20 protein-coding genes are annotated in these 19,934 nt (G+C 63.7%); 11 read left to right on the plus strand and 9 right to left on the minus strand.

Translation table 11 applies throughout. The annotated features are described in order from the left end of the window. Positions 1 to 185 precede the first annotated feature (185 nt). A complete protein-coding gene (locus AO057_RS17460) occupies positions 186 to 3,332 on the plus strand; it encodes a class I SAM-dependent DNA methyltransferase (RefSeq protein WP_205630005.1) in 3,147 nt (1,048 codons plus the stop codon). A 236-nt stretch (positions 3,333 to 3,568) separates the two neighbouring features. Here the strand turns inward: AO057_RS17460 and AO057_RS07975 are convergent, their stop codons facing one another. Next, on the minus strand, positions 3,569 to 6,469 hold the full coding sequence (locus tag AO057_RS07975) for an adenosylcobalamin-dependent ribonucleoside-diphosphate reductase (RefSeq protein ID WP_057675122.1): 2,901 nt from the start codon (positions 6,467 to 6,469) through the stop codon (positions 3,569 to 3,571). A 149-nt stretch (positions 6,470 to 6,618) separates the two neighbouring features. Here AO057_RS07975 and AO057_RS07980 point away from each other — a divergent pair, with 149 nt between their 5' ends. Then, positions 6,619 to 7,023, plus strand: a complete 405-nt coding sequence (locus tag AO057_RS07980) for a hypothetical protein (RefSeq protein ID WP_057675123.1) — start codon at positions 6,619 to 6,621, stop codon at positions 7,021 to 7,023. 21 nt (positions 7,024 to 7,044) lie between these two features. On the opposite strand, the gene AO057_RS07985 is transcribed toward AO057_RS07980, so the two are convergent. Beyond that, positions 7,045 to 8,076, minus strand: coding sequence for an integron integrase (locus AO057_RS07985; protein WP_057675124.1), 1,032 nt, complete (start codon positions 8,074 to 8,076; stop codon positions 7,045 to 7,047). A 1,078-nt stretch (positions 8,077 to 9,154) separates the two neighbouring features. Here AO057_RS07985 and AO057_RS07995 point away from each other — a divergent pair. The 7 genes from AO057_RS07995 (at position 9,155) to AO057_RS08025 (ending at position 13,061) form a co-directional block, all read left to right on the plus strand. Beyond that, positions 9,155 to 9,646 carry a DUF695 domain-containing protein gene (locus AO057_RS07995; RefSeq protein ID WP_082605466.1) on the plus strand — a complete coding sequence of 164 codons (492 nt, stop codon included), beginning with the start codon at positions 9,155 to 9,157 and terminating at the stop codon, positions 9,644 to 9,646. 116 nt (positions 9,647 to 9,762) lie between these two features. Further along, the gene (locus AO057_RS08000) at positions 9,763 to 10,092 is read left to right on the plus strand and encodes a DHCW motif cupin fold protein (RefSeq protein ID WP_057675127.1); all 330 of its coding nucleotides are present in this window, start codon (positions 9,763 to 9,765) and stop codon (positions 10,090 to 10,092) included. A 171-nt stretch (positions 10,093 to 10,263) separates the two neighbouring features. Continuing rightward, positions 10,264 to 10,800: a hypothetical protein gene (locus tag AO057_RS08005; protein WP_156404508.1), complete on the plus strand. Its 537-nt coding sequence runs from the start codon at positions 10,264 to 10,266 to the stop codon at positions 10,798 to 10,800. Between the two features lie 286 nt (positions 10,801 to 11,086). Further along, complete coding sequence (locus AO057_RS08010) at positions 11,087 to 11,488, plus strand: methyltransferase family protein (RefSeq protein WP_240480752.1); 402 nt, start codon at positions 11,087 to 11,089, stop codon at positions 11,486 to 11,488. A gap of 35 nt (positions 11,489 to 11,523) precedes the next feature. Next, positions 11,524 to 12,048, plus strand: coding sequence for a DUF7482 domain-containing protein (locus tag AO057_RS08015; protein WP_082605467.1), 525 nt, complete (start codon positions 11,524 to 11,526; stop codon positions 12,046 to 12,048). Between the two features lie 115 nt (positions 12,049 to 12,163). Further along, positions 12,164 to 12,610 (plus strand): SRPBCC family protein, encoded by a 447-nt coding sequence (locus tag AO057_RS08020; RefSeq protein WP_057675130.1) that lies wholly within the window; start codon positions 12,164 to 12,166, stop codon positions 12,608 to 12,610. Positions 12,611 to 12,644: 34 nt separating this feature from the next. Next, positions 12,645 to 13,061, plus strand: a complete 417-nt coding sequence (locus AO057_RS08025; RefSeq protein WP_057675131.1) for a PaaI family thioesterase — start codon at positions 12,645 to 12,647, stop codon at positions 13,059 to 13,061. On the opposite strand, the gene AO057_RS08030 is transcribed toward AO057_RS08025, so the two are convergent. The 3 genes from AO057_RS08030 to AO057_RS08040 are packed head-to-tail and all read right to left on the minus strand — an operon-like array spanning position 13,062 to position 14,104. Further along, complete coding sequence (locus tag AO057_RS08030; protein ID WP_205630006.1) at positions 13,062 to 13,343, minus strand: YqjK family protein; 282 nt, start codon at positions 13,341 to 13,343, stop codon at positions 13,062 to 13,064. A gap of 49 nt (positions 13,344 to 13,392) precedes the next feature. Then, positions 13,393 to 13,779, minus strand: a complete 387-nt coding sequence (locus AO057_RS08035; RefSeq protein WP_057675133.1) for a phage holin family protein — start codon at positions 13,777 to 13,779, stop codon at positions 13,393 to 13,395. Positions 13,780 to 13,792: 13 nt separating this feature from the next. Further along, positions 13,793 to 14,104 carry an ElaB/YgaM/YqjD family protein gene (locus tag AO057_RS08040; RefSeq protein WP_057675134.1) on the minus strand — a complete coding sequence of 104 codons (312 nt, stop codon included), beginning with the start codon at positions 14,102 to 14,104 and terminating at the stop codon, positions 13,793 to 13,795. Positions 14,105 to 14,299: 195 nt separating this feature from the next. Here AO057_RS08040 and AO057_RS08045 point away from each other — a divergent pair, with 195 nt between their 5' ends. Both AO057_RS08045 and AO057_RS08050 read left to right on the plus strand, forming a co-directional pair. Then, positions 14,300 to 14,752: a rhodanese-like domain-containing protein gene (locus AO057_RS08045; RefSeq protein WP_057675135.1), complete on the plus strand. Its 453-nt coding sequence runs from the start codon at positions 14,300 to 14,302 to the stop codon at positions 14,750 to 14,752. Between the two features lie 27 nt (positions 14,753 to 14,779). After that, positions 14,780 to 15,184 (plus strand): hypothetical protein, encoded by a 405-nt coding sequence (locus tag AO057_RS08050; protein ID WP_156404509.1) that lies wholly within the window; start codon positions 14,780 to 14,782, stop codon positions 15,182 to 15,184. Between the two features lie 17 nt (positions 15,185 to 15,201). Here AO057_RS08050 and AO057_RS08055 read toward each other — a convergent pair whose 3' ends face one another. From AO057_RS08055 to AO057_RS08070, 4 genes are all read right to left on the minus strand, one after another. After that, positions 15,202 to 16,509, minus strand: a complete 1,308-nt coding sequence (locus tag AO057_RS08055) for an NnrS family protein (RefSeq protein WP_057675137.1) — start codon at positions 16,507 to 16,509, stop codon at positions 15,202 to 15,204. Positions 16,510 to 16,525: 16 nt separating this feature from the next. Beyond that, positions 16,526 to 17,749 carry an NAD(P)H-dependent flavin oxidoreductase gene (locus AO057_RS08060; protein WP_057675138.1) on the minus strand — a complete coding sequence of 408 codons (1,224 nt, stop codon included), beginning with the start codon at positions 17,747 to 17,749 and terminating at the stop codon, positions 16,526 to 16,528. 90 nt (positions 17,750 to 17,839) lie between these two features. Further along, on the minus strand, positions 17,840 to 19,381 hold the full coding sequence (locus AO057_RS08065) for a methyl-accepting chemotaxis protein (RefSeq protein ID WP_057675139.1): 1,542 nt from the start codon (positions 19,379 to 19,381) through the stop codon (positions 17,840 to 17,842). Between the two features lie 126 nt (positions 19,382 to 19,507). Further along, a complete protein-coding gene (locus tag AO057_RS08070) occupies positions 19,508 to 19,933 on the minus strand; it encodes a bacteriohemerythrin (protein WP_057675140.1) in 426 nt (141 codons plus the stop codon). Position 19,934 lies beyond the last annotated feature (1 nt).

Consider the following 19,934-nt stretch of genomic DNA (forward strand, 5'->3'; position numbering starts at 1 on the left):
CGAGTCATTGTCAATCCCGCAAAGGGGAGTGGTTAGGGGTTCTAGTTGCTACCAACTTCCTAACACCGGTCATTCCATCGACTCATCCGGCATGGCTGGCTGGACTCTTTGTCGGTCCAAATGCATGACTATCCATACAGTAAATGTGGTGTATTGGCACCATTTGAGGACAGACAACCTCCTGGATGCTTGACCAGAAGCCACCACCGCCAGCACTATCAAACGCCCAGATCTTCGGGAGGTGGGCAATGGCTGCGGTTCTTTCTGAACATCGAAAGCGAGGAAGTACAACCTTTGACGCCAGAGCTATCAGCGTCAACGAGTTCATCAAAAAATGGGGCCCGGACGGGAGATCCTATCGTCTTGGAGAGCGCGCAGGTGCGCAACCTCATTTTCTGGAACTATGCGGCATCCTTGGTGTGCCGGTTCCGGACGATCCGGACAGCTACTGCTTTGAGAAGGGGTTCCGCTCAGGGGCAAGTCGTGGCTACGCAGATGTATGGAAGCGCGACCACTTCGGATGGGAGTACAAAGTACCTGGTGGCGATCTCAACGCGGCACTGAGACAGCTAATTCAGTATGCCCTCCCTCTAGACAACCCGCCATTACTGATAGTCAGTGATCGAATATCCTTCGAGATTCATACACACTTTACCGGCCATCCGTCAGTACGAACCGTCATCCAGCTAGATGAACTCCGAGATCTTGCGCAACTCGATCTCCTGAGGGCAGCATTCGTTGATCCTTACCGCTTCAGGCCGGAGAAGACGGTACAGCAACTTACAGAGGATGTTGCCAGCACCTTTGCTCTGATCGCAGATCGACTGCGTGCTCGTGGCGTCCAGCCGAAGCAAGCGGCCCACTTTTTAACGCAGTGTGTGTTTTGTTTCTTCGCTGACGATGCAGGCCTTTTGCCGGCAGATGTCTTTAAACGACTCATCCAAAAGAAGATCACGCCAAAGAGTCTGCGCAAATCGCTGAGTGACTTGTTCTACATAATGCAAGCGGGGGGCAGCTTCGGCGTTGACGATATTCCTTGGTTCAACGGAGGCTTATTCAAAGAGATCGAAGTTCCAGAACTTGACGAAAAGGACGTTCAGATTCTGGCTACTGCTGCGCGTGAGAATTGGAGATTCATTGATGCCGCAATCTTTGGCGTACTGTTTGAACGCGGTCTAGACCCATCAAAGAGGGCACAACTTGGTGCTCATTACACGGATTCAGAGACCATCATGCGAGTCCTGGAGCCCGCAATTCAGCGCCCGTTGACGGATGAATGGGCGGCGATTCGCGAAAAAATAGCTACTCTTCTCAGTAGAAGGGACTACTTTCGAGTTCGAGCGAAAGGTGTTTCGAGCAAGTCAAGCGAACTTCGTGACAGGTATGCCAGGTTGCGCAGTAAAGCGAATGAGATTGAGCGAGAGGCTACGGGCTTGTTTTCGGGATTTCTGGATCGCTTGCATGCGTTCAGAGTACTCGACCCAGCTTGCGGAAGTGGGAACTTTCTCTATATGGCGCTCAAATGCCTGAAAGACATCGAACATACGGCGAATATAGAAGCGGAGCAACTGGGGCTGGAGCGGCAAATTGCTGTGACGGGACCACACAATCTGCTAGGAATAGAGATCAATGAGTTCGCAAGTGAGTTAGCCAAGGTCACTGTATGGATCGGCGAGCTTCAATGGCTGCGGGAGCACGGGTACACGATAAACGAAACTCCCATATTGCAGCCACTCGAAAATATCCAGACATCAGACGCTCTCCTGACTACTAATGGTGATCCCTCGATATGGCCAGAAGCAACGGTCATCGTGAGTAACCCCCCATTTCTTGGCACAAAGAAGCAATGGAAAGAGCTTGGGATTGAGTATGCCGAGCGTCTTCGAAAGGCATACAGCAAGCGTGTTCCGGCGTTTGCCGATCTGGTTTGTTATTGGTTCGACAATGCTCATGAGGCGCTCATAAAACAGCGTGCGGCAGTTGTTGGTCTGGTGGCAACAAGCTCCATCAGAGGAGGTCGGAACCGGTTCGTTCTAGATGCGATTGCTGCTGATAGCGTCATTTTTGATGCCTGGGACGAGTTGCCATGGATCAACGAGGGAGCCGCGGTTAGCGTTTCTTTGGTGACCTTTGCCCTCAAGGGGCACGGGCTGCAGGTCCGCCTGAATGGAAAGCCCGTCAGCGTCATCAACCCAGACCTCAGTTCGGGAAGTGACATATCAAAGGCGGATGTGCTGACCGAGAATGCCAACTGCTGCTTTTGTACGACCGTGAAAGGCGGCGCGTTTGAATGCGATTCGACTTTAGCTCGACAATGGCTTCAACAACCCAACCCAAGTGGACTGTCTAATGCTGAGGTACTCCGGAGATGGGCTAACGGGCTCGATATCGTTCGACGACCGTCAGACAACTGGTTGGTAGATTTTGGGTGCGACATGAGGGAGGCTGACGCTCAGTTGTTTGAGAAGCCGTATCAGCACGTTCGCAAGAACGTTTACCCTCAACGCCAGAAAAGCAATAGAGAGAGTTATAAGAAATATTGGTGGCTATTTTCTGAGCCTGTACCGACGATGCGCGCCGCTGTCGCCAACCTCAAGCGGCAATTGGTAACGGTGGTTGTTGCGAAGCATCGCATATTCACTTGGCTTGATCAGCGGATATTGCCTGATCATGCACTAGCTGTTGTAGCCAGAGAAGACGATTGCACCTTCGGAATACTACAGTCTCGATTTCACCGTGTCTGGTCTCTTAGGCTTGGTACCTCTCTCGAGGATCGCCCCAGATATACGCCAACGACGTGCTTCGAGACATTTCCGTTTCCTATTGGTCTCACACCTGTAGACACCTCAAATCAGGAGACGGAGACTGCCGAAGGAGCCACTATTCCTGTTGGACTGCGTCCCTCCATCAAGACTAAAGCTATACGTGTTGCCCGGGCTGCCAATCGCCTTTACGAGCTCCGGGAGCGATGGATTAACCCGCGGGAATGGACCATCGCGGTTCCCGAGGGCGTCCCTATCGGGATGACCGCTTCACCTTATCCCGACAGAATCGTTGATCGCCCAGGACTCTCTGCGGAAGACTCAAAAGAATTGAGTCGGCGTACGATGACAAATCTTTACAACACATTCCCTGACTGGTTGCGATCAGTGCATGAGGAGTTAGATCAAGCAGTCGCGGCATGCTATGGCTTCGAGTATGACCCATCGCATTCCGATGAACACGTCCTAACGGCTTTACTTCGAGAGAATAAATCTCGTAGCTTGTCGTCAAAACGGGGGAGCGATTCGCTTCCGGCGGAAGGAGGGGGACGCAGATTTCGTATGAATTGACAGTCCTTCTTGCGTACAGGGAAAAGTCTTTCATGGTTTAAGAAAAGAAGCCATGAACTAGCCCCTAAGGGCTTGTCCATGGCTTCAAATTGGCAGGAAACCGGCCTAGGTTGACTTTAGAATGTTACTAAACCCGGTTTCCCGGCTCTGTTTCATCCTGAAGTGGCAAGAGTTTCAACTTATCGGTCAAAAGTTTCATCTTTACTGTCAACCCACAGCCGGCCCGCTGAGGCCACTCAGCCGCACTGTCCCACGTAGCCGCAGGCGGTGCAGAAGTCGCAGCCGTCTTTCTTGATCACCGTGGGGTTGCCGCACTCGGGGCAGGGGCGTCCGGCCATGGCGGCGGGCTCCTCGCCTTCGGCATGTTCGCCCGGGCTCTCCAGCACGCCCATCTCGCGCAACGGGAAACCCTCTTCGTCCAGCACGCCCAGCATGGCGTAGCGGTGGATGATGAGGCGTGCCATGTACGCGACGGTGGAGGGCCAGGTCTGCTGGCGGCGTTCGCCGTGCGGCAGGCCGGGCACGAAGGCCATGAACTGGCCCAGGGGCTCGGCGTAGTTGAGCAGCTTGCGCAGCTTCATGCCGATCCAGGCCGGGTCCACCACGCGCATGTCCAGCGAGAGGATGCGCGCCAATCCATCGAGCGCGCGCGGGTAGTTGCCCGAGAAGCCCACCGCGCACGGCCGCGTGACGCTGCCGCCTTCGGGCGCGGGCAGGGTGACTTCCTTGAGCGTGAGCGTGAAGGCCTCGCCCGTGGCCGGGTTGTCGATGTCCACCGCCCAGGCCAGCGTGCCCGAGGGGCCGGTCAGCGGCTCCTCGCGGCTGAACATGGCGTCGAGCACCGGCGTGGCCGGTGCCTGCGCGCCCGGACCCCGATCCCGCCATACGCCCAGCTGTTCGCAGCGCCAGCGCACCACCGCGGCCGTCGCGGCCACCACGCCGGGGAAGAGGCGGCGCTCGCCGTGCGGCGGGAAGGGCATCTCGAAGGAGCGTTCTTCGGCCACCGTGGCCAGCGCATCGAGCTTGAGCCTGAGCCAGGCCGGATCGTTGGAGCGCAGGTCCATGGACAGGGTCTTGGCCAGCGCACCCAGGCCGCGCGGCTGTTCGGCGCCGTTGACCCAGACCTCGAAGGGCTGGGGCGGCCCGCCTTCCTCGCCCGGCAGTTCACCCACGAAGAGCGCGAACTCGCCATAGGGGTGGTGCACCATGAAGCTCCAGGCCAGGTTGCCGCCGGGCAGCTCGGGCCGGCCCGGCCAGCGCAGCGAGGACAGCACGGGCGCAGGCAGGCGCTCCAGCGCCAGGCGCTGGTTGGCGTCGTCCAGCTGCAGCGGCGCGGCGGGAGTGGGCGTCACGCTGAGCACCGAACCCAGCACGCTGTTGGGCCGGTAGGTGGCCAGGCCCTTGAGGCCGGACTGCCAGGCCTGTTGGTAGAGATCCTGGAAATCGGCGTAGGGGTAATCGGCCGGCACGTTGACCGTCTTGGAGATGGCCGTGTCGATGTAGGGCGCCACCGCCGCCACCATGCTCGCGTGCGCCTGCGCGCTCATCTCGAGAGCGGTGACAAAAGCGGGGGTGAGCGGCGCGGCCGCGCCCTTGAGGTGACGGTACAGGCGCCACGCGTGGTCTTCCACCGCGTATTCCTTGAAGCTGCCGTCGGGCATGCGCTTCTTGCGCGTGTAGTGCCAGCTGAAGGCCGGCTCGATGCCGTTGCTCGCGTTGTCGGCAAAAGCCAGGCTGATGGTGCCCGTGGGCGCGATCGACAGCAGGTGCGAATTGCGCAGGCCGTGCGCACGGATCTTGTCTTTCAGCGCCGCGGGCAGGCGCGAGGCGAAGCGCGGGCTGCTCAGGTACAGGTCGGCGTTGAAAAGCGGGAAGGCACCGCGTTCGCGCGCCAGCTCGCACGAGGCATCGTAGGAGGCGTCGCGCAGCGCTTCCGAAATCTTGCGCGCCATCTCGCGCGCTTCCGCTGTGTCGTAACGCAGGTTCAGCATCACCAGCGCGTCACCCAGGCCGGTGTAGCCCAGGCCCACGCGGCGCTTGCTGCGCATCTCCTGCTCCTGCTGCGGCAGTGGCCAGACGGTGGCGTCCAGCACGTTGTCCAACATGCGCACCGCGGTGCGGCACAGTTCGGCAAAACCGGCGAAGTCGAATCGGGCATCAGCCTCGAATGCTGAATGCACCATGCGCGTCAAATCGATAGAGCCCAGGCAGCAGCAGCCATAGGGAGGAAGCGGCTGTTCGCCGCAAGGATTACAAGAAGCGATGCTCTCGCAGTACGACAGGTTGTTGTCGCGGTTGATCGTGTCCAGGAAGAGCACACCGGGTTCGGCGTGGTCGTAGGTGGAGCGCATCACCTGCTCCCACAGGTCGCGCGCGCGCAGCTTGCGGTAGACCCACAGGCCCGTGTCCTTGCTGAGGTAGGCGCCCTCGGCCTTCTGGGCCGCGCCGGCCTCGGCGTGGTGCACCAGCTCGATCTCGCCATCGGCCACCACGGCCTGCATGAAGGCATCCGTCACGCCGACCGAGATGTTGAAGTTGCGCAGGTCGCCCGAGTCCTTGGCGTGGATGAACTCCTCGATGTCCGGGTGGTCGCAGCGCAGCACGCCCATCTGTGCACCGCGCCGGCTGCCGGCCGATTCCACCGTCTCGCAGGAGCGGTCGTACACGCGCATGTAGCTCACCGGGCCCGAGGCACTGCTCTGCGTGCTGCCCACCCAGGCGCCGCGCGGGCGGATGCGCGAGAAGTCGTAGCCCACCCCGCCGCCACGGCGCATGGTCTCGGCGGCCTCCATCAGCGCCACGTAGATGCCGGGGTGGCCTTCGTCGTCGTGCGCGATGGAGTCCCCCACCGGCTGCACGAAGCAGTTGATCAGGGTGGCCGTCAGGTCGGTGCCTGCGGCGGACTGGATGCGCCCGGCCGGCAAAAAGCCCTGCTGCAGCGCGTGCAGGAAACGGCCCTCCCAGTGCGTGCGCTGCTCGGGGGCTTCCTGGGCGGCCAGGGCGCGCGCCACGCGCTGGTTCACCTGCAGGATGCTCTGCTCATCGCCCTTGGCGTACTTCTCCAGCAGCACCTCCTCGCTGATGCTCTGCGGGGCCAGGGCCTGGAGGGCCGGTGTCGGGTGCGTTGTGTCGCTCATGCATGTCTCCGTGGGTGTTCCAGGGGGATGCTAGGGAAGTGCCGGTTTGGGGATTTGATTTGCCGCAAACCCTGGCGCCATCCCCGACAGGCGTTGTTTCGAGGGGAACGCACTTGCCAGTGTGGCACGGTCTTGAGGAAAATCAAGCCATGACCATATCCACCTTCGATGACCTGCTGGCCACTGCGCGCCAGCAACGCGAGCCGCAGCGCCTGCTCTTCGTGTTTGCCGCTGCCGAGCTGCCCGAGGGCAGCACGCCCGAGCAGGCCGCGCGTTTTGAGGCAGGTCAAGGCGGGGCACTGGTGCCGCAGATGTGCGTGGACAAGACACCGGAAGAAATTGCCTCGTTCGCGGCCCTGGCCGGTGAAGCGCAACAGTTCGGCCAGGCCTGGAAACTGGTTTTCGTGGCAGCGCTGGGCGGCAGTGACGGCATCGCCCCCAGCAGCCAGGATGCCGACGCGCCCCTGCAGCGCATGGTGGAAGACATCAAGCGCGGGGCGCTGGGGAACTACATTCCCTTTAACGCCAGGGGCGAGGCGGTTCAGCTGGGGTGACGGGTAGATCTGCATGAGTGATCAGGCGGCGGCGCAACTCAACGCATCCAGCGGGCTGGTCGTGCCACCTGCTGCCACCTTGAGGATGTGCGTGTAGATCATGGTGGTGCTCACATCCGAATGGCCCAGCAGTTCCTGCACGGTACGAATGTCGGTGCCGGCCTGCAGCAGATGCGTGGCAAACGAATGGCGCAGGGTGTGCACGGAGACATGCTTGTGGATGCCGGCCTGGGGCAGGGCCTTCTTGATGGCACGTTGCAGACGTTCTTCGTAAAGATGGTGCCGACGTTCGATGCCGCTGCGCGGATCTGTCGAAAGGGTAGGCGAAGGGAACACCCAGTGCCAGGCCCAGGTCTGGCCAGCGCGTGGATACTTGCTGTCCAGCGCATGGGGCATGTACACACCGGGACGCTGAGCCTCGCGGTCGCCCGCCCATAGCGCATACGAGGCAGCCATCTGGTCTTTCAGGGCAGGGATCAGCGATCGCGGCAGCATCACCACGCGGTCCTTGCCACCCTTGCCGTTACGGACCACGATCACATGGCGGTCGAAATCCACATCCTTGACCCGCAGGTTCAAACCTTCGGCATGGCGCATACCCGTGCCATAAAGCAGCCGGGCCAGCAGGCCCGTTTCTCCCCGAATCAGGTCCAGCATCTTTTGCACTTCCTCGCGCGTCAGCACGGTGGGTATGCGTTTGTGCGGCACGGGACGGCCGATGTCCTGCAACCAGGGCAGCTCAATGCCCAGCACCTGCTGGTACAGGAACAGCAGCGCACTCAGCGCCTGGCGGTGCGTGGACGGCGACACCTTGCGCTCATTGGCCAGCATGGTCAGGAAGCGTTCCACTTCCTGCTGCCCCATGTCTTTGGGGTGACGCAGATCGTGAAACCGGATGAACCAGCGCACCCAGTACACATAAATCTGTTCTGTGCTCAGGCTGTAGTGCAGATAGCGGATGCGCTCACGCATCTGGTCCAGCAAGCGCCCGGACTGCAGGGGCGGGCGGCCGAGCAAAGTGCGGGTTTTGGCGGTTGTGTTAATACTGTTCATAAAAACAGTATCACGATTATTCCCAATAAAATCAAGGCTTCTGGAGCATCAGCCAGACCTTGTTAGTCTGCGGCCGACCCTGTTCATACGACAGGTTTGCCGGTTTACGCAGTTTTGTTCATGGTTTCCCCGTTGAGGCAAAACGGTTGAAACCCGATATATTTCAAGCACTTAAATCAATAAACGGGAGGCACCATGAACTTTGTTATGCCGACAGATCTGCGGCCTATATCAAGTTAGAACGCACAAATCCTTTGAGCGAATCGGAGAGATCTTCTCCAGCAGCTTTCCCTTCGATACTGCGGCGCAATCGAGGAAGCAGTCCGTCCAAGTGGGCAGCACCGAAGTCATCGGGTCGGAAGCGCCGATCGAGCGAGCCATCGAGATCAATCGCAAGTCCGGTTCGAGTCGCGGTGCCTGGACGTCAAGGTCGCGGTCTAGATGGCCGGCTCGTGAAATCTGGCGGTTAAGGTAAGCGGTGTTGCGCCGCTGCGTCATCGGCGGCATCCTGCGCATCAGCTTCGGTGAGGGCCCTTCGATCGGGTGTCACGGATGGGCGCGAAGCGCCAGATAGGTAGTGCCAAGGGACTTAAATGGCTTCGGAGAACTCAGACGTGTGCGTTCTAACACTTCGCTGCAGCGGACGCGCCCACCATCAAGTGCCAAGCTCGCGCGCCTGCGTGCGCGCCGCTGAGCTCAAACGTTAAACCGCATGTATCCAGTCCCAGCACTAGCGCAACAGATTGAGCGGGAGTGGGCCTCCGAGCTCGGGGCGTACTTTGGGCGACCATCTGCAGAAGTTCTGGAGCGAGTTCGGCCGTGGTTCCAATTCCCCGATGGGGAAGTAAGGGTCGAGCTAATGGATGGTTCGGTTGTTCAGTTCGCCAATGCGATTCATATCGTGAGTGAGACAAAGAGAGCAATAGCCGTATTCACCGAGCACTGCGGGAACCATGTATTCCCGTACCATGAAGCGAAAGTACATTGCAACGGGGAGTTGGTCTATGAACATGCGGTTTAACTGGTCGGCCAAGCGGCGATCGCCTACGGCGTCGCCTTGCCTTTAACGTTGTGCCGCATGAATATTGCCGCCCGAATTCTCTGCTTCCTTGCGATGGCTACGCTAGTTTCAGCCGCCGCGGCCACTGAGTATCCGGAAGGGAAGCAGAAGTGGTTGGTTCTTGAACGGCAAGGCGCGAAGTTGCCTGAGATCGTCACAGTATTGGCAACCCTCCCTGCACCTGAGGTGCGGGCCAGATTTCCGGTCCTTCTGCAAGTTTTATGGGGCTACGCCCCGCTTGCGAATGGGTTGCCCACGGAGGAAGAAATCGCTCGTGGGCGAGATCTGTATGCCAACTTGGACCGCATTTTTGGACAGGGCGGAATATATGCAATGAGCCGAACGGGTGCCGGTGGCCGCACGATGTACTACTACGTTGCGAACCCTGGGTCTCATGCGGAGGCACTGCGCCAGTACTTTGACTCATTGCCGCCAACCTCAGTGAAGGTGACGAAACACAGCGACCCTGAGTGGAATTCCATTCGCGATGTACTCAATGGGGTCAATTAGCGCTCGGCACAACATGTCGTTCAACACTGACGCCTTGCTGCGTCCTGCCGCTTCGCGGCTCGGCGCCGCAAGGCGCTGGTCACCTTCACGTTAGGCCTTTTTAGAAAGCCCCGTCTATGCAGATGTCAGGAATTCCCTTCGGAACAACCGATTGGTCTGCGGTTGAGCGCACGGAGCACAAAGGAGAAACTGGTGTGGCCTTCTGGCGCACAAAGCACTTCGGAAACATTCGCGTCCGGATGGTCGAGTACACGCCTGGCTATCTGGCAGATCATTGGTGTGTCAAAGGTCACGTCCTGCTCTGCACTGAAGGCGAGCTTCATACGGAGCTAGAAGATGGCCGCAAGTTCACACTGAAGCCAGGCATGAGCTATCAAGTTGGCGACAACGCAGAACCTCATCGGTCGTATACGGAAGTTGGAGCGAAGCTCTTCATCGTCGATTGAGTGTTTCCACAGGGAGTATGGAAAGTCAAAGAAGGCCCGGCAGCTAGGCAGCCGACTGGGTCTAGAAAAGACTCGGACGAAGTGCACGAAATGCCGAACCCTTTCATCGAGAGGGGTGTCCAAGGGCCATCGTCCTTGGATACCCCCTCATGGCAAACGGTGGACCCCACGATGAAGCGTGTTGCCCTGACCATCATCGAGTACTTGCTAGGGTTCCTTGCGCTCGCAGCGTTTGCCGCCTTGGCGTTCTCCGGTGGAGCACCCAGCGACGAGCGCTTCATTTTCGCCTTCAAGGTCGCAGGGTGCATTGCGCTAGCTGAGCTTGCAGCTCTCTACTTCCGCGCCGCCCCAGCCAACAGGCTCATCGTTGGCGCCAATCTCTGGCTTCTCGCCGGTAGCCTCGCGGCCTTCACCGGGCAATGGTGGTTGCTCAAGGGCTATCAGCGTCTGGGTGAGTCCGGGCTGTTCATCAGCATGTTGCTCGTCGGGCTTTCCACCACTGCTTTCTCTGCAGTCGGGTTCGTTGCCGTCCAAGGAGAGCGACGCCGGGTTCTCATCGCTTCAGCCGTGCTCCTGGTGGCCGTGCTCGCTGCACTGCTTGCGTCGGTTTGCTTCCGGGGCACAGTCCAGTGGGCAGCAGTGGTTCCGGTTATCGCACTGTCCTGGCTTGACAGGCTCCTCAAACGGTTCGTCAGCGCAAGAAACTGACCGATTGGGGACCTAGGGGTAAAGCGCCTGCTTCGTATCTCCGGCATCTGGGGTGGGATCGACAATGTTCCGTGCCGACATGGAATCTGCGTCACCGCCAAGGCTGTCAATGCCAGCGGCTGCATAAGAGCCGGACGCGCTGCCAGCTGATATAAACAGTGCTCATGCGTCGCCGGGGCTCCGCCCGATGGATGCCCGGCCCTGCTGTTTTGCACTTTGAATGATCATGCGGTTTCTTGAAACCAGAATCCCCGCCCCTTTTGTTGCCATCGCGATTGCCGCTGGCATGTGGCTGCTGCCCCGCGCGCAGGCCCTGCCCGATGCCATCGATGTGTTGCGCCTGGCCACCATCGACCTCAGCATGAACCTGAGTGCCGTCGTCGCGCTGGCGGCCTTTGCCGGGTTCTGGAAGGCCCGGACCACCATCAACCCGCTCAAGCCCGACCGCGCATCGGTGCTGGTCACGCATGGCATCTATCGTTTCACGCGCAATCCCATGTACCTCAGCCTGCTGCTGCTGCTCGTGGCCTATGCCAGCGAACTGGGGTCGTGGGTGGCATTCGCCGGGCCCGCCGTGTATGTGGTCTACATCACCCGCTTCCAGATCGTTCCCGAGGAGCGCATCCTGGCGTCGAAATTCGGCGACGAGTTTGCCCAGTACAAGCGCCGTGTGCGCCGATGGATCTGAAGTCTGTTTCCAACGCCACCCATCGAGGAGCTCCGATGACACGCCACCTGCTTCCTGTTTTTCTCGCCGCCAGTCTGCTGCTCGCTGCCTGCGCCGGCCCGGCTCCCGGCGCGGGTGTCACGGAGACCACGCTGCCCCTGAACCGCGCCTGGGTCGATGGCCGGCGGGTGGAGTACGTGACCACCGACATCTCGGACGCCGGCATGGCGCGGGAGGCGGGCGCGAATTTCGTGCCGCGCCTGGCGCTGGCCATCCCGGCGCCGGGCCGCCCCTCCATCGTGGAGCGGGTCTACAAGTTTCCGGGCAAGGAGCAGATCAGCGTCTTCCAGTCGGCACCCCTGCCCACGGGTGGGGCCAACGCCGACCGCAGCTACAGCCCGCTGTGGCGCATCGTCATGGTGCGCTGGCTCAAACCTGCCGCCGTGCGCGAGCTGCGCTCCGAAGAAGAGGTGCTGGCCGCCCAGGAGCGTGGCGAGCTGGCGCTGCAGATCACCGACATCGTGGCCAACTGTCCCATCACCCGTTCGGTGGATGGGCTGACGCTCAAGGGCGTGCGCTGAGCCTGTCGAAACCGGCCCGGCCCGTTCGTCGTACAGTTCAGGGACCCGTCTGCATGACGGAAGTTATGCAGAGGGTCCCTAAGGACTTCCTCGAACCATCTGAAGGGAACGACATATGAGCACCAACACCGTCCGTCTGCACCGCGTGCTGCGCGCCCCGCCCGAGCGCATCTACCGCGCCTTCCTGGACCCCGATGCCATGGCCAAGTGGCTGCCGCCGCACGGCTTCACGGGCAAGGTGCACCAGATGGACGCCAGGGTGGGCGGCAGCTTCCGGATGTCGTTCACCAACTTCGGCAACGGGCAGAGCCATTCTTTCGGCGGCAAATACCTGGAGCTGGTGCCGGGCGAGCGCATCGTGCACACCGACAGCTTCGACGACCCGAACCTGCCCGGCGAGATGCGTGTCACGGTCACGTTCAAGGCCGTGTTCTGCGGCACCGAGCTGAACGTGGTCCAGGAGGGCATCCCCGCCGTCATTCCTGCCGAAGCCTGTTACCTGGGCTGGCAGGAATCGCTGACTTTGTTGACCCAGCTGGTCGAGGCGGAGATCCCCGGCTGAGGCCAGGCCCCTCAACACGCACACAGGAGTTTTCATGAATGCCCACGATTTCAACCAGCGTGCCGCGGCCATGCTGCCTGGTCACCTGGGCATCGTCATCACCCGCGTGGAGTCGGGCGAGGTGCATGCGGAGATGCGGGTGCGGCACGAGCTGATGGCGCCCAACGGCTTCCTGCACGCTGGCAGCCTGGTGACGCTGGCCGACACCAGCGCGGGCTGCGGCGCCCTCGCCAGCCTGCCCGAGGGGGCGAACGGCTTCACCACCATCGAGCTCAAGTCCAACCATCTGGGCACCGTGCGCGACGGGGTGGTGCTGAGCGTGGCCAAGGCCGTGCACCTGGGCCGTACCACCCAGGTCTGGGACGCCACGGTGACGCACCGCGAGAGCGGCAAGACACTGGCGCTGTTCCGCTGCACGCAGATGGTGCTGTACCCCAAGGCAGGTGCCTGACTAGGGCTTGCGGGCCGCGGTGCTGCCCAGCCAGTCGCGCAGTTGCAGGTAGAGCTGCCAGCCGCCCAGCAGGCGGGGCAGCCAGCGCAGGATGCGGCGCGGGCGCCTGAACACCAGCAGTCCCAGCGCAGCCAGCGGCCAGACCGGATGCTCGCGCAGCCAGTGCCCCCCGGCACGCAGCCGGTCGGCCAGTGCCAGCGGTGACTGCAGGGCCCGGGCCTGGTGGGCCAGGGTGTGGCGCAACCCGGCGCTGCGCAGCAGCAGTTGCTGCTGTCGCTGCATGAGCAGGTGGTGTCGACGCCGGTGCATGGTACGGACGTTGGGGCCGGGCTTATTCGCCCGTATCCAGCCCGGCGCGGTCGCGGCCAAGTTCGGCCACGCTGCTGTTGAACAGGCCGCCCGGGCTTTGCAGCCGGGCCCGCGCCATGAACAGCAATGCGGTGCCGGCGCCCAGGAACAGCAGCGTGAGCGTGCCCAGGGCCAGCAGGCGGTGGCTGTCCCAGAACAGGACGACGATGAAGGCGCAGAGCAGCAGCGCGCCCAGGCCCAGCAGCAGCAGGGCCAGTCCGGCCCAGAGCAGGCCGTCGAACAGCCGCAGTTTCTCCTGCTCGATCTCGTTGCTCAGCAGGGCCAGCCGCACCTGCAGGGCTTCCATCGCCGTGCCCAGCAACTGGCGCAGGGAGGCGAACAGCCCCGGCTCTTTGGCAGGTTCGCTCATGGCGGACCTGCGCTCAGCGGCGTGCGACCAGCAGGCCGACGACCAGACCGATGGCGGCGGCGATGCCGATGGATTTCCAGGGGTTTTCGTGCACGAATTCGTCTGTGGCGTGGCTTGCGGCCTTGAGCCGGGCGGTGGCTTCTTCCTGCAGGCTGGCCAGTTCGGCGCGAGCCGCCTGCAGCCGGTCCTGGATACGGCTGCGCACTTCGGCGGTGCCGTCGCCGACCTGGTCGACCGTCATGCGCAGCAGCTCCTCGGCATCGGCGATGACCAGCTGGAGGTCGTGGAGCAACTTGTCGCGTTGCGGTGCAGCGGTTTCAGACATGGCATCTCTCCCTTGCGGTCGACATGACCGAGAGACAGGATAGCCTTCTCACGGCGGAATGCAATCATCCGGTGCAAAAACAGGTTGCCCCTTGCATCAGCCCCGTCATGTGCCTTCGAGCCCCAGGGTGTCCGTTGCGGCGGACCGGGGCGCACTGTAGGACAATCAGTCCGGTACCGTTTGCGAGGGCCTGTCATGAACACCGAAGCTCCCCTGTCCGACGAAGAGCGCGCCACGCTCGAAGTCACCCTGCCCACCGCGCTGGAGTTGTGCCGCCTGGGCCTGGGCACGCTGATCGACATCCGCCAGACTTTCGAGATCGAGATGAAGGGCGCGATTCCCGGCACGATGCATATCCCGCTGTTCGAGGTCAAGCGCATGCTGGGCCATGCACTCTCCGAGGACGAACAGGACATCCTGGACGCGGGCAAGCCCAAAGACATGGACGTGATGACCTTCTTCACCATGATCAACCAGCTGCACCACGGGCGCGACCACCTGCTGCTGTGCATCTGCAACAGCGGCCGGCGCAGCCTGGCGGCGGCGGCGCTGCTGCGCCAGATGGGGTATGGCAAGGCGCTGTCGGTGGCCGGCGGCTTCCAGGCCTGGAAGAAACTGCAGCCGGCGGCACCGCTCGCCGCGGCCTGATTCTGGACGATTGCGAAAGGCTGAGACATGGCGACAGGTTTGTTTTCCGTTCTGCGGCTGGTGCCCTGGGGCGAGGTGATCCGTAACGCCCCCAAGGTGGCCGAAGGCGCCAAGGATCTCTGGGGCAAGGTGTCGGGCCGGCCTGCGGCGCCACCACCACCACCGGTGGACGACAAGGTGCAGGGCCAGTTGCAGGCCGAGGCCCATGCGATCGCGAAACTGCGCTCGGAACTGCAAGCCATCGGGACCGCGGTGGCCGAACTGCAGGCGCAGATGCTGGCGGCCACGGAACTGATCAACGACCTGGCCGACCAGAACGCCCAGCTGGTGCAGGGGGTTGAAACCCTGCGCCGGCGCCTCGCCTGGCTGGCCGGGGCCGCCGTGCTGCTGGGTGGAGCCGCCGTGGCAGCACTACTGCTGCTGCGCGGCTGAAACCGGCGTGCGCTGCGTCAGCCGGGTCGCCCATCCACCCGCGGCCGGCCGAACCAGCCGCCGTAGCGCAGTGACCAGCCCAGCGTGGCTGCCGCCCAGGCCAGTACACCGGCCAGGGTGAGTGCGGTGGTGGCGGCCGGCCACAGGGCGGCCACCACGCGCAGCAGCACGGCGGTCTGCAGCAGCCAGTACAGGGCCCAGGCGGTGTTGTCGGCGGCCAGCGGGCGGCCGCCATGGCCGCTGCTTACCCGGGTGGCCATGGCGAACAGGGTCGCGCCCAGGTAACCCATGGTCATGGCATGCAAGGGCGCCAGGCCCAGCGAGAGCTCGCCAGTGCTCAGGGCCATCAGGGCATGCGAGAGGGCGTTGAGCGCCAGCGCGATACCGAGCCAGAGAAAACCGCCGTGCAGCATGGCCAGCAGGCGGATCTTCAGGCTCTGCACCAGGCCCCAGCGCACGGCCAGCCACAGCAGCAGCAGGGCGGCTGGCAGTTCCAGCGCCACCTGCGCCCAACGCAGCAGTGGCGGCAGCGGCCACCACCAGAGTTCGGCCAGCGCGGGCAGCAGCTCCAGCCACATGACGGCCACCAGCATCCAGAGCAGCCACATCGGGCGCCAGGCATCGAGCCGGGGCACGGCACTGGCGCTGAAGAAGGGAATCATGCGGTGCGACACGGTGACAAACACGGTGGCCACGAAGCCCCAGAGCCCGAGCTGCGTGGCGCTGCGCAACAGCGTGATGTCGTTCAGCGCCAGCGCCGCTGCGGCCAGCCACAGGCTGATAGCGCCCATGCCGCAGGCCACGGCCACCACGCTGGGGTGCACGCGGTCGTCCACGCGGCTGCGGCGCAGCAAGGCGATGAATCGCAGGCACAGCAGGCTCCAGCCGACGGCCACCGCAGCAATGCCGGCACTGGCCAGCAGGGCCTGCCAGTGAAAACCGGGCACCGCCAGCAGCCAGCCGGCCAGCATCAGTGCCACGGCGGGCAGCAGGCTGCGGGCCTGCACTTCGGGCAGGCCCAACCATTTCGGCCCGGCGGTGAAAAGAAAACCGGCGATGAACAGGGGGGTGAAGCCCAGGGCCATGAGCAGGCCATGGGCCGCGGCCGGTGCGACCGCCCAGGCGATCGGGTTGCCCAGGGCGCGGGCCAGCAGCATGGCCGCCCACCACAGCGCACTGAGGGCCATCATGAGGGCGGCAGCAAAAAATCCCAGCCGGTGCGGCGCGGCCAGCAGCCAGGCTGGACGCCAGCGCGCATCGACCGGCGGCACGCGGGCCCGAGCCGGTCCCGTTGGCGGCAGGGGGCGAACGGGGATGGTCTTCATGCCGTGCCTGCGGGGATCAGGCCGGCATCAGCGCCTCCTGGCGCGTCAGCAGCCGCTCCACCAGATCACGCACGCTGCGGATCTGCGCGCCGAAGGGCAGGGCCCCCACGCCGCGGAAGAACAGGCCTTTCCTGACATCACCGCGCAGCGCGGCGGCGAGCTGGTTGTCGATGCAGAACTGGCCCCAGCCGGGCAGGCCGTCGCGCAGGCCGCACTGGGCCAGGCAGTCGAAGCTCTTGGTGCAGCGGTTCTTGTGGTGCACCACGGCCTGCAGCTTGTGCTCGATCTTCAGGTAGGCGCGCAGCCAGGGGGTGGCCACCGCGCGCGCGGGCAGGCCGGCCACGCTGGTGAACTCCACCATCTCGTCCTCTTTCGCCTCGGCGAGGATGCGCTTGAACTCGGGGTGCGCGTCGCCCTCGCTGGTGACGGCAAAGGGCGTGCCCAGCTGCACGCCCGCCGCGCCCAGCGACTGCAGGCGCGCGATGTCGGCGTGCGTGCGGATGCCGCCGGCGGCGATCAGCGGAATCTCCTGTTCGATGCCGGCGCTGCGCAGGAAGGCCAGCGACTGCGGAATCACGTTCTCGAAGTCGAAGCGCGGGTCGTTGAGGTCGGCGATCCTGGCTGCGCCCAGGTGGCCACCGGCCAGGCGCGGGTGCTCAATGACGATGGCGTCGGGCAGGCGTTTCTTGCGCTCCCACTTCTTCACGATCAGCTGCACGCCGCGCGCGTCCGAGAGGATGGGGATCAACGCGGCCTTGGGATGGTCCTGCGCCAGGTCGGGCAGGTCCAGCGGCAGGCCGGCGCCCACGACCACGGCGTCGATGCCGGCTTCGAGGGCGGTGGTGACGGAATGTGCGTATTCGCTCACGGCGCGCATGACATTGATGGCCAGCAGGCCGCGGCCTTGCGAGCGTTCGCGCGCGGCGCGGATCTCGCGTTTCAGCGCTTCGAGGTTGGCGGCGTTGATGGCCATCTTGGCGGCGTCGCCGGCTTCCAGGTGGCCGGTGGCGTCCATCAGGTCCGGATAGTGGCGGCGCAGGTCCACGGAAGAGAGCGTGCCCACGCCGCCGAGCGCAGCCACGCTGCCGGCCAGACCGTGCGCCGAAACGCCGATGCCCATGCCACCCTGCACCAGGGGCAGCAGGGTGCGCCCGCCCAGGTTCAGCGGGCGCAGGCCGCTACGTGCCAGCCAGAGGGCGCTGTCGGCGGGGATGTGGGGGGAGGGGAGCGCAGCATTCATGAACGGGCAGGCCGCCACGGCGGCCGGGAAAAAGACCAGCCGCCAGCTTAAGGACGATGTCCGCGCCGGGTTTTGCGCTGTGTCAAGAAATCAGCGCAGGCGCAGCGGCGCGCTGCCCAGGCGGTAGCCGCCCACGTTGCCGGCCAGCTGGCGGGCCTGCTGCTCCAGGGCCTGGGCCGAGGCGGCCGAGCGGTCCAGCACGGCGGCGTTGTTGCTGACCATCTGCTCCAGCTGCGAGATGGCGTCCTGCAACTGGCTGAAGCCCTGGTCCTGCGCCTGGCCGTCGCGTGTGATCTGCGCCATGGTCTCGGCCACCTGGCGCACCTGGCCCACCACCTCCTGCATGGTGCGGCCGGCCTGCTCGACCAGCTTGCCGCCTTCGGCCACGCTGCCGACCGAGGCCTCGATGAGCTGCTTGATCTCCTTGGCCGCGGCGGCGCTGCGCCCGGCCAGCGAGCGCACCTCGGTGGCCACCACGGCAAAACCCCGGCCCTGCTCGCCGGCACGCGCCGCTTCGACTGCGGCATTGAGCGCCAGGATGTTGGTCTGGAAGGCGATGCCGTCGATCACGCCGATGATGTCGGCGATGCGGGCGGACGATTTGCGGATGTCCTGCATGGTGTCCACCACCTTGCCCACCACGGCGCCACCGCGCTCGGCCACCTTGGCGGCTTCGGCCGCCAGGGCCTGGGCCTGGCGCCCGCTGTCATGGCTGTGCTTCAGGGTGCCGGCCAGGGCCTGCATGCTGGTTTGGGCCTGCTCCACGCGTGCCGCCTGCGGGCTGCGCCGGTCTTCGGCCTGTTCGGGGGCGGCCAGCGCGCGCGTGCTGCTGGCCAATGCCTCGGCGTCCTGGTGCACCTGCGTGATCAGCTGCTGCACACCCTGCTGGATGCGGACCAGGGCGGCCTGCACCTGGCCGCTTTCGTCGTGCGTGCGCACGGCGATGGGCGTGTCGAGTTCACCGGCGGCCAGCTGTTGCGCCGCGCGCAGGTTCTCGCGCAGGCCGCGCGCGAGTGGCAGCAGCAGCCACAGGCCCCAGAGTGCGGCCAGCAGCACGGCGGCCACGCCGCAGTAGAGCAGCAGGGTGCGCGCGGCGGCGATGCTGCCGCGCTCCACGCTCTTGCGCTGCAGGGCGGTCAGGGTCTGGATGGACTGCTGCAGGGCGTTGAGCGCGGGCAGGGTCTCGCCGATGAACAGCAGCGAGGCTTCGGGCCGCAGGTTTTCGTCGACCAGCTTGACCACACGCTCGGCCGATTCCGTATGGGCGACGCGGTGGCGCTTGAGATCGGTCAGCACCTGGGCGTCGCTGCGCGAGCCCAGGCGCTCCAGCGTGGCCAGGGCCTGGTCGATCTGGCGGTTGGCGGCCGTCTGTTGTTCGCGGATCTGGCCCGTGGGCGCGGCGATGGGGGCGGTGATCTGCTGCTGGGTCAGGCGCGAGAGCTGCTCGGTGCTGGCGGTGACCTGCAAGGCGGCCTCGGTCTGGGCGCGGTCGCTGGCACCCATGCGTTCGCTGGCAATGCCGACCTGCTGCAACTGCTGCAGGGCCAGCAGGGTGAGGCCTGCCAGCAGCAACAGGGGCAGGCCCAGGGCCAGCGTCAGGCGGGTCCGGATTCTCCAGTCAGCGATGCGCATTCGAGTTGTCTCCTTGCACTGCAGCGGCATGGGGGCCGATGGCAGTCGTCAATGCCATGGAACAGCGGTCTGCCCATTGTGGCATCAGCACGCGCGCGTGGTCCAGCCCCGCCCGGGGCGCCGGTTTCAGCCGCGGGGGGAGGTCGGCGCGCCTGGCTTGCGGCGCATGAATTCCAGCAGTTCGCGATCGTTGCGGCGGATGTGGATCGAAAGCCAGTCGCGCAGCACGGTGGAGAGCTGCGCGGCCACCGCGATGCTGCCTTCCTGGTAGCGGCGCTGCAACTTTTCCAGCTGGTTGACGAAGGCCTGGTGGCCGATCTTGTGGCGCTCCAGGTTGGGAAAGCCGGCCTGCTCCATGGTGTGCTCTTCCTTGCGCAGATGGTCGGCGGTGTACCGGGTCAACTCCTGCAGGATGTTGCCCACCACCTCGCGACCTCGGCCCTCGGTGGTGGCATCGTGCAGGGTGTTGACCAGTTGTACCAGGTGCTTGTGGTCTTCATCGATCGGACCGCCGTCGATGACCATGTCCTGGGCCCATTCAAAGTAAGCCATG

It is taken from the genome of Curvibacter sp. PAE-UM (genome assembly GCF_001432305.1).
GTDB lineage: Bacteria > Pseudomonadota > Gammaproteobacteria > Burkholderiales > Burkholderiaceae_C > Hylemonella.